This is a genomic window from Micropruina sp., assembly GCF_027492755.1.
GTDB lineage: Bacteria > Actinomycetota > Actinomycetes > Propionibacteriales > Propionibacteriaceae > Micropruina.
Genome location: NZ_JAPUED010000174.1, coordinates 1 through 8,728, shown reverse-complemented (window position 1 = coordinate 8,728; position 8,728 = coordinate 1). Strand labels below are relative to the sequence as shown.

At 66.9% G+C, this 8,728-nt stretch carries 6 protein-coding genes and 1 pseudogene; 5 read left to right on the top strand and 2 right to left on the bottom strand.

Annotated elements, in window-relative coordinates; genetic code table 11:
- A partial coding sequence (locus tag Q0066_RS11960; RefSeq protein WP_298133175.1) for an SRPBCC family protein occupies window positions 1-694 on the bottom strand: 694 nt, incomplete at its 3' end.
- Window positions 695-754: 60 nt separating this feature from the next.
- Between Q0066_RS11960 and Q0066_RS11955 the strand changes: the two genes are divergently transcribed.
- The 5 genes from Q0066_RS11955 to Q0066_RS11935 all read left to right on the top strand — a co-directional run bounded on the left by Q0066_RS11955 (window position 755) and on the right by Q0066_RS11935 (window position 8,062).
- Complete coding sequence (locus Q0066_RS11955; protein ID WP_298133174.1) at window positions 755-2,074, top strand: SWIM zinc finger family protein; 1,320 nt, start codon at window positions 755-757, stop codon at window positions 2,072-2,074.
- Entirely contained in the window at window positions 2,071-4,533 is a 2,463-nt protein-coding gene (locus Q0066_RS11950; protein WP_298133172.1) for a hypothetical protein, read from the top strand. The genes Q0066_RS11955 and Q0066_RS11950 overlap by 4 nt, the downstream gene beginning before the upstream one ends.
- 108 nt (window positions 4,534-4,641) lie before the next feature.
- Complete coding sequence (locus Q0066_RS11945) at window positions 4,642-4,875, top strand: AbrB/MazE/SpoVT family DNA-binding domain-containing protein (protein WP_298133170.1); 234 nt, start codon at window positions 4,642-4,644, stop codon at window positions 4,873-4,875.
- Complete coding sequence (locus tag Q0066_RS11940; protein ID WP_298133168.1) at window positions 4,868-5,938, top strand: alpha/beta hydrolase; 1,071 nt, start codon at window positions 4,868-4,870, stop codon at window positions 5,936-5,938. The genes Q0066_RS11945 and Q0066_RS11940 overlap by 8 nt, the downstream gene beginning before the upstream one ends.
- Window positions 5,939-6,853: 915 nt before the next feature.
- A complete protein-coding gene (locus Q0066_RS11935) occupies window positions 6,854-8,062 on the top strand; it encodes a hypothetical protein (protein ID WP_298133166.1) in 1,209 nt (402 codons plus the stop codon).
- 42 nt (window positions 8,063-8,104) lie between these two features.
- Here Q0066_RS11935 and Q0066_RS11930 read toward each other — a convergent pair.
- Window positions 8,105-8,728, bottom strand: a pseudogene (locus Q0066_RS11930) (type I restriction endonuclease subunit R); the annotation flags it as partial.

The following is an 8,728-nucleotide window of genomic DNA, read 5'->3' as shown; positions in this document are numbered from 1 at the left end:
CGGCGGCGAAATCGGCGGCGTGCCGGCGCAGGTCGGCCAGGTTGGCCTCCAGCGACATGCCTTCCGGGGGCGGCCAATCGCCGTCCGGATAGCCGATCGTCGATCGGATGTGATCGATGCTGGAGGTCCACGCGGCGCGGTCGGCGATGTTGTGCTGCGGCCCGAGCGGTTCGAGCCGGAAGTGCTCGGTGACCAGGGCGGTCGGTGCATGGAAGCCCGGCGGGACGAAGCCTTCCGCCCTGAGCTGACGGGCCAGGTTGGCCAGCGAGGAAGTGAGCCCGGCGGCGTGGTCGTCGGCCGAGATGCCGTCCGGGACGTCGTCGGCGCGGAAGGTGACCCGGGTGCCTTCCGGCTCCGGCTCCAGTTCCCAGGTCATCGTCATCGTGCCGGCGAACGCCGGATCGTCGGAGACGAAATCGACGGCCTGCACCACCCGGACGTCCGGGACGAGGTCGACGAAGCAGGCCTCGACCACGTCCGAATCGGCGGACGACTTGCCCGGGGCGCCCGAGGCGTCCAGATAGGTCAGCACCATCCGGTACGAGCCGCCCGGGCGGGCGTCGAAGCGCTCGAACCGGCCGGTCATACCGGCCGGCGGCAGCCACTTCGTGAGCATGTCCGGGTCGGTGAATGCCCGGTAGATGCGCTCGGGGGAGGCGGCGATCACCCGGGAAGCCTGGTCGGTGCGTGCCATCACCGCATGGTAGGCCGGCATTCTCGCGGTGCTTCCGGACCCGCTGGCTATTGTGACCCAATGGGTGTGCGGAGCTTCAGTGCTAGCTCGACACTCGACACCGACGGGCTGGCGCTCGCACTGGCGCCGGCACTGACGCCGTCCGGGATCACGGCATACCCGAGCTTCTTCCACGGGTTCGCGACCCACCCGCAGGTGCTCGCTCGCGGGCTGGTCACGCTGGCCGACGTCACCGCCACCCGCTACTTCCAGTACACGCCGACCTCGCAGCGCGACCCTGTGCTGACAGCACAGGGTGACCGGCTGCGAGCGGAGTGCTTCTCGGCGTGCAACGGGGTCTACGCCCGGCTGGACCTGCTGGCCACCGGGTTCGACGGCGGCGAGATCGGGCATGGGACGACGAACGTCGACATCGGTGCCGACATGCGCCGGGCACTCACCGCGATGCGCCGCAGCGATCTGGTCCATCTCGATGTCGGGAACGAGGGCATGCGGGTCGCCACCCTCGACAGGCACGCCGTGGAACGCCCGGTCGACATGCCGCCACGCTGGGTGCGGGCACTCGGCAACGCGGCCGAACTGCACCGCGAGTTGGTCCCGGCGTTCACCCTGGACGCCGCCGCGTCCAGGAGTTTCCTCGCGTCGCTTCCGGGGGTGACCTCGCCGACCCGGAGTGGCTGGCTCACGCCCGGGCGGACGGGGGTGCGAGTCGCGCCGCGGGCGCTTGGGGGCGCCGTCTTCGTCCCCGGGCTGCACCGGCTTTCGGCGTTGAAGCGGCTGCTCACACAGATCCGCTCCCTCACCGTCTACGGGCCGTGCGGCGGAGGCGAAGGGCCGGCGTTGGTGGAGGCCGAACTGCCCGCGGCCAGGCTCACCCTCGGACTCACCGACGAGATCTGGCGCGGCCATTCGGGGGAGGGGTCGTTGTTGGCGGGGCTGGCCGGGCCGTCCGCTGTCGAGGACGCCGACCTGGTCTGCGCACTGCTCGCCTTCGAGCCGGTGATCGACGTACCCCGCCTGGTGCGGGACTCCGGGCTCACCGAGGGACGCGTCCGTTCGGCGCTGGCGGTGCTGGCCGCCAGCGGACGGGTCGGTTGGGACGCCCATGATGCGGCCTACTTCCATCGCGAACTGCCCACCGACGCGGCCCGGGTCGAGCGTGACAACCCGCGGTTGCGGGGGGCTCGGGCGCTGGTCGCGTCCGGTGCGGTCCGGCGAGACGGTGAGGACGGCTGGCTGGTGCGCAGCGGCGACGACGACTACGTCGTCCGGCTCGCCGGGGCCGGGAGCTGCACCTGCCGGTGGTTCCTGCGGCACGGTGGAGACCGCGGCCCGTGCAAGCACGTGCTCGCCGTCCGAATCGCTCAGGACAGCAGATGATGGACGCCGCACTGGCTCGTGCGGTGGCCATCTTCACCGAGCTCGGTTGGGTCGGGGCGCCGCTGTCGGCCACCCCGGAGCTGCCGCTCGGCAGCCCGGAGCAGCGCAGGCAGGCCCTCGCCGGGCTGCGGCGCGGCGCCTGGGGCGAGGTCGGGCAGCTGGGTGCCAACCGCTGGGGCTGGATCAGCTGGGTCCAGGTGGACACCGACCGGCTCGGCATCTTCGCCACCCGGCTGGGTGTGGACGCGCGGCGTGCCGTCGAGGTGCTGCCGCCGCGGGTGTTCACCGAGGACATGGTGCGGGGACTCCTGCTCCCGCGGGGTGCCACCTTCGCCGCCGCCTTCATCCGATACGCCTGCGTCCCGTCACTGCGATCCTGGGAGAACTGCCTGACGACCTTCGGGGCCGCTGCCGTCCTGCTCGTGCACGAACTGGCACTGCCCGTTCCCGACAACGTCGAGTACCTGAAGGACTGGATCCTCACGGCGGCCGCCTCCCTGGGCCAGCCGGCACCGGTCGACCCGTTCCGCGAGCCGATTCCGGTGGGCCTGCTGCAGCCGCGTTTCGTCGACCATCTGCGGATGCTGGCCGGGCTGGGCGTGCCAGTCACCGGCCTGTTCGGCCCGATGTTCAGCGCGGCTCTTCAGGCCGGCTGGGTCGAGCGTGATGCCGCTCTCGACTGTGCCCTGCAGGGTCTGGACACCGCCCGGCGTCCCGGTGATCAGGCCGTCTGGACGCGGCTGATCACCGACGTGCTGGCAGCCACCGACGAAGAACTCGTCGCCCACGCTGACGCGCTGGTTCCGAGCCTGGCTACCGGCAACGCCGCCGTCGTCGAGAACTTCGCGCCACGACTGATCGCGGGCGTGGAGGACGATCTGCTCGTGGAGGTGCTGACCGCCGCGCTCGGCGTCCGGACGAAGAAGGCGCTGCGCGCAGTCCTGCTCGCCACGGCTGCTCGCCCCGCACCCCCTCCGGCGGTGGCCGCCGAGCTCGCCGATCAGCTGGGTGCGCTGCTGGCCGACAAGGACCGGTCCGTCGTCCGCGCGGCCCAGCAGGTCCTGGATCGCTGGAGCGTGACGGCGGTCGCCATCGACGAGGAGGCGCCGGGTGTGCGCGGGCGGTGGCAGCCGACGCCGGGGCTCTGGACTGTGCCGCGGTTCGAGCCGGGTGAGCCAGGCGTTGAAGCGCTGGCTCGCGCGGCGGGAGTGCTGGTGAGCCGTCCGGAGGGTGCTTTCGACATCGCCACCGAAGAGTTCCTGCATCTGGCGAACGCGCTCGCCTGGGCCGACCCCGAGGCCACGCGCCGGGGGATCCGCGGGGTCGGAACCGAGTGGATGCCCGGGCTGCGTCCGGTAGCAGACTGGCTCGCCGGAACGAGGCCCGAGTACGGACTCGACCGGTTTCCCGGTCGGGCGGAGGACGTGCTGCTGGCGCGTGAGTTCGCGGTCTTCCAGCGGCTGGGCCAGATGCCGGTGCTGCTGTCCACCCCGTCATGGATCGATCTGCGGATCGATCCGTCCGATCTGGTCGATCGGCTGAGCGGCTATCGGGACAGCGGAGCCGCCGCGATCGAGGCGGATCTGTTGCTGGCGCTCACCCGCGTCGATCCGGCGTCGGTCAGTGCCACGCAGCTGGCCGCGTTGGAGACCCTGCGGGTGCCGGTCGTCCGGCAGAACGGACGCCGGCTGTGGCGGAAGGCGGGTCCCACCGCCGCTGCCTACTTCCGGGATCCGATTCGCGAGCCCGGCCTGGTCCAGACCAAGACCGGACGATGGTGTGCCGCACCGATCAGCCTGCCCCGATCGCTCAAGGAATTCCCGGAGCGCCTCGCTTCGATCGGCTACAGCCAGCTTCAGGAGAGTGCTGTGTTCCCCGCATGGTCGGACGCGGCGGCGTCCGGGCTCTGGCTGTGCGCTGGTGCCGAAGCCGGGGTGGTGTTACGCCAGGAGGCGCGTCGGGCGCGACCCTTCGGGCCCGCGGCGGCCGTCAATCTGCTGGGCGCGCAGCGCTCGCCGCACCTCAAGGCGGCGGGGGATGCGATGACGGCGGTGATCGAAACCTGGCAACGGGGGTTGTTACGGCCTGGGGTCGCGAACCCCCGCTATCTCGACTGGGAGGGGACGCCACGGTCGCTGGCTGCCTTCGCTCGGGTCTCGCTCGAGGTCGCCGAGGAGGGGATGGCTTCCGTCGTGTGGCCGGTGCTCGACGACCTGATCACCGTGTCGCTGTCAGGGGCACGGATGCTGCCGGGCACCGCCGACGTCGCCGAAGCGCTCGCCGATCTGGCACCGGAAGCCCTCGCGGCGGTCTCGACAGGCGTCGCGGAATCGAATGTGCTGGCCGTGCCCGGCCTGCGGGCGCTTGCGGCGCGAGGCGGCAGTTCTCGTGCAGTGGTCGCGGCGCGGGCGGTGGTGAAGGGGTTGGCGACCGGTCTGCCCGGACGACTGCCGGGATAGCGTGCCACTGACGCGATGCAGAGCGGCAGTGGCACGCCAAGACGTCAGTCGCTTGCAGTCACACCAAGCGCAGGGTATTACTTTTCCAACTATTGCTACCATGGCGTCATGACTTCCACCCCATCCCACGGAGATCGCTGGATCAGCATGGTCCGGCTCGGCCCGAAGTCGCAGATCGTGATCCCGAAGGAGGTCCGCGACCTGTTCGGTCTGGCGCCCGGCGATTCGCTGCTGCTGATGGCCGACCGCGAGCGAGGCATCGCGCTGGTCGACCCCGCCCAGTACGGCGACGTGATCGATCGAGCACTCGGTAACGGCCCGGATCGGCCCGGACATGCCTAGCGGCTGGGAGGTGGTGCTGCTCAACATCGGGTTCGCGCTGGCCGGCCTCGTCGTGGTCTTCGGCGTCCGTGCCCTGATCGCGGTCGTCACCACCCGCGACTACTTCGGCAAACATGTGCGCCGAGTAGAGGCGCTCGGGTTCCTGGAGCGGACGGTCGAGGTACGCGACGGCGTCCGGCTGAACATCGCCGAGGCGCCGGCGGGCGGGATCCCGCTCCTGCTCATCCCCGGGCAGGGTGGCGTCTGGCAGGAGTACGCCAAGGCGATCCCGCAGCTGGTCGAGAAGTTCCGGGTGGTGGCCGTCGACGTCCACGGGCACGGCCACAGCAGCTGGAACGCCGCCGACTACACCTGTGTGCAGATCGCCGACGACCTGGCCCGGCTCATCGACCAGGTGTTCGGCGAGCCGGTGGTGGTCGCCGGCCACTCCTCCGGCGGACTGATCGCCGCACGGCTGGCCGCCGCCCATCCCGACAAGGTGCGGGCGGTGCTGCTGGAGGATCCGCCGTTCTTCGCCACCGAACCCGATCGGGTCGACGGCACCTTCGTCGGCATCGACGTCTACGCCCACGTGTCGTCGTTCCTTGCCCAGGACGCTGAGGCCGACTGGGTGTGCTGGTACATGCGGCACAGCTACTGGAAGCGACTTCTCGGTCCGATCTGGCCGGCGCTCACCCGCAGCGTGGTTCGGCAGCGCCGGGCCGACCCCGCGTGCCTGCCGGTGGTGCGCTGGGTATCGGTGTCGATCAACCGCATCTGGGAATCGATCAGCCACCCCTACGATCTGCGTTTCACCACGGCGTTCATCGACAACAGCTGGTTCGCGGGCTTCGATCAGGCGCAGACACTGGCCGCAATCGACTGCTCGACCGTGTTCGTCAAGGCCACCACCCGGTACAACCGTGAGGGCGTCCTACTCGCTGCGCTCAGCGACGAGGACCTGGCCCGGGTCGAGAGCCTGCTGCCCGACAACCGCACCGTCCGGGTGCGCAGCTCCCACGACGTCCACTTCGCGAAGGCCGGCGCCTACGTGCAGGCGTTGGAGCAGTCGGTGGAACGCTGATCGTCGCCAGCCCAGGGTCTCGGAGCCAATTTGGTAGTGGCGGGTGCATCCGGCGCGGGCCGACGAAGCCGGTCGGTCAGCCCGCGGGTGTCCGAGCGACAAGGGGATAACCATGATTACCCAGCTACAACCCGCATGGTCGACCTCCTCACCCGGATCACCGATGCATACCTGGACTCTGGTGCGCTGAGTAGGTGCCGGCGCGAAGGCTACGAGCACACCTATCTCGGATGCATGGTCGGATATTTCGATCCCTCCGGAACGACCTATGATGCCGCGCCCCTCGGCCTCCGCCGGCCCGCCTGGCGATGGTCAATCGAATGTCGCCAGCCGGGACCTCGTTGTTCTACGGCTCGCTTGATCCGCAGACTGCAACCGCAGAGATCGGATAATCCAGCACATCTACCAAAGCAGTGATTGGCGAGTTTCACTTAGCCATGGGAATTCACATCCTCGACTTCACCAATATTCAGCGTCTTGCCTCATTTTAGATCGCTGTTCAACTCGAAGAATTCTGAGCCGCTCCGGTTAGCATGGTGTTTCCTAATTCGGTTGGAGGTCGCGGCGCCAACGCCGTGCTCTTCTGTGACGGCAATGACGTTGGCAATGAACCAGCCAATCACGTCGTTCCTGGGCAAGGTGCGGCACTGACTCTCGCCCCTGGTGAAGTCTCGTTCGGCAACGTGACTCGGCGCACAATAGGTGAACCCACTACCGCCTGAGTGGCCGCGGCGGTTGGAAGCGGGAACCACCCCTACTCACGGGAGATCTTCTGTGCATCTGCCCCGCTCCCGCCGCCGCTCCAGTTCACCCGGCTGCCTTGACGGTATTGTTGCCGCACGCCGAGCCGTTGTCAGCTCGGATCGCGTAACCGAGGGTTCTCGAACGCCCAGACGTTGAGAGAGGGTCACGATCATGCGGATCTCGAATGCGAGGCGCTTGGTTGTCGGTGTAGTAGTGATTGCGTTCGGCTTCGTCCTTACCTTTGTGCTCTCCGCGGGCGTCACTGAGAGAACTGAACCTCCACCATTATTCTACATAATGCCGCGCGAGGATCAGTCGCTAAGGCAAGGCACGTTTTCGGAGCCGGAACTCTATATTTGGCCTCACCCCACACTTGGTTACTGCATAAATATTGCGATTGACGTCGATGAAAACCCAACCACTAACTTCGTGGTTGGGCTGCCGTCCGATGCTCGCATCCTGAAGGTGCAAGCAAGCGGATTCTCGGTGCGTGACCAGAGCGTACCCCGAGGTGATGAGTGCTATCCTGGCGGGCTATTCGAGTGGACGGATGAGAGCGGACAGCCAGAGTCGGGGCCGCTGCGGGCAAGGCTCTTGAAGGCACAAGAAGCGAAGTCGGGACGCCGGTGGCTGGAGATATCAGACAAGACCGTAAATAGCGTAGGGAGGCTTTTGAAGGATCAAATTTCTGTAAACAGAGATTTTCCCTACCCTCCCGGAGGTCCAGTCACGTTCATGGTCACGGCAGTGACGCGCGCGCCGCTAATCCAGGGGGACAGCTTCGCAGTCGCCTTCAACGCCGTCTCACCGGCCCAGGTTGGCGACGATATATCCCCTGGTTTCGATGAGCTATGGCTCAATCCACAAGATGATGGCCTAATAAAATTTGTCAGTGACTCGGTTGAGCTTAAAGACACCATTCCCGTCGCGACCCAACCGAATCAGTGGCGAGCTGTCGAAGGTGAAGCAGTCGTAGTTTTGGCCGGAAGAGTCGAGGCCACCGGCGTCGAAGGGCAGTTGGCGCGAACGTGGACCATTTTCACGCAACATATTGGATCTGGGGTAGTCGGTTTCGGAATCGGAGTGCTTGCTGGGGGATTCGCCTTTGGCAGGAAGGCGCAAGCGGATCCACGCACGCATACCACATCCCAGCCAAGGAGCAACGCCAAGATCGCACAAAGCGAGGCTAAAGTTCAGTCGCAGGGGCGCAAGGCTAAGGGCCGGTCGCTGCCCAACAAGACCAACGGTCGGCAGTCGCCAGCCGACAAGGCGAAGGGTCAACCGCAGACCGCCAAGACCCAAACGGAGAATCACGAGAAGCCCAAGCCCAAGCCCAAGCCCAAGCCCAAGCCCAAGCCCAAGCCCAAGCCCAAGAGGTGAATCCATCCATCTCAATCAGTGTGCCAGGCACCTGTAAGATCCCTACAACACGGACTCGCGTCGGAACTCGTCGTAGGTGCCGGAGAGATAGCGCACGAGGAAGACCTGAAAGTCGGGATTGGCAAAGAACAGATCGAACAGGACGCCGTTCTTGTCGTGACGGTCGATCAGCAGATCCTTGACCTTCTGTTCCAAGACCATCTCGAACTGGCTCCGGTCGTTGTTGAGAGCGACCTCCCGCATCTCGTCGTCCTCTTTGACGACGACCCACTGCTGGTCGACCCAGACCTTGTCGGCCTCGCCGAGGTCGGCACCATACTTGTCGTTCATCGCCGAGATCAGTGCCGACAGCTTGTCCAGCACAGGTTCGGTCACTGCACCTTTGCCTTCGCCGGGAAGTGCCACCCCTGGCTCCTCGGAGCCAGCGAGGTGGATGGCTCCGTCCGAGGTGACGGCTATCCGTAGGTGGGTGAGTTGCACCGATTTTGAGATTTGCGGCATTGGACTGTTCTCATTCGGGGGCAGCTCCAGCAAGAGCAGCCGGCCGTAGAGGAACAGCCGTTCCCAGTCAGCGTCAGCCCAGGGCATGACTTGAGCGACGAAGGCATATGCCCGGCAGAAGTGCTCGAGCGTGCGCCGGAACTCGTCGGCCTTCTCTTCCTCCAG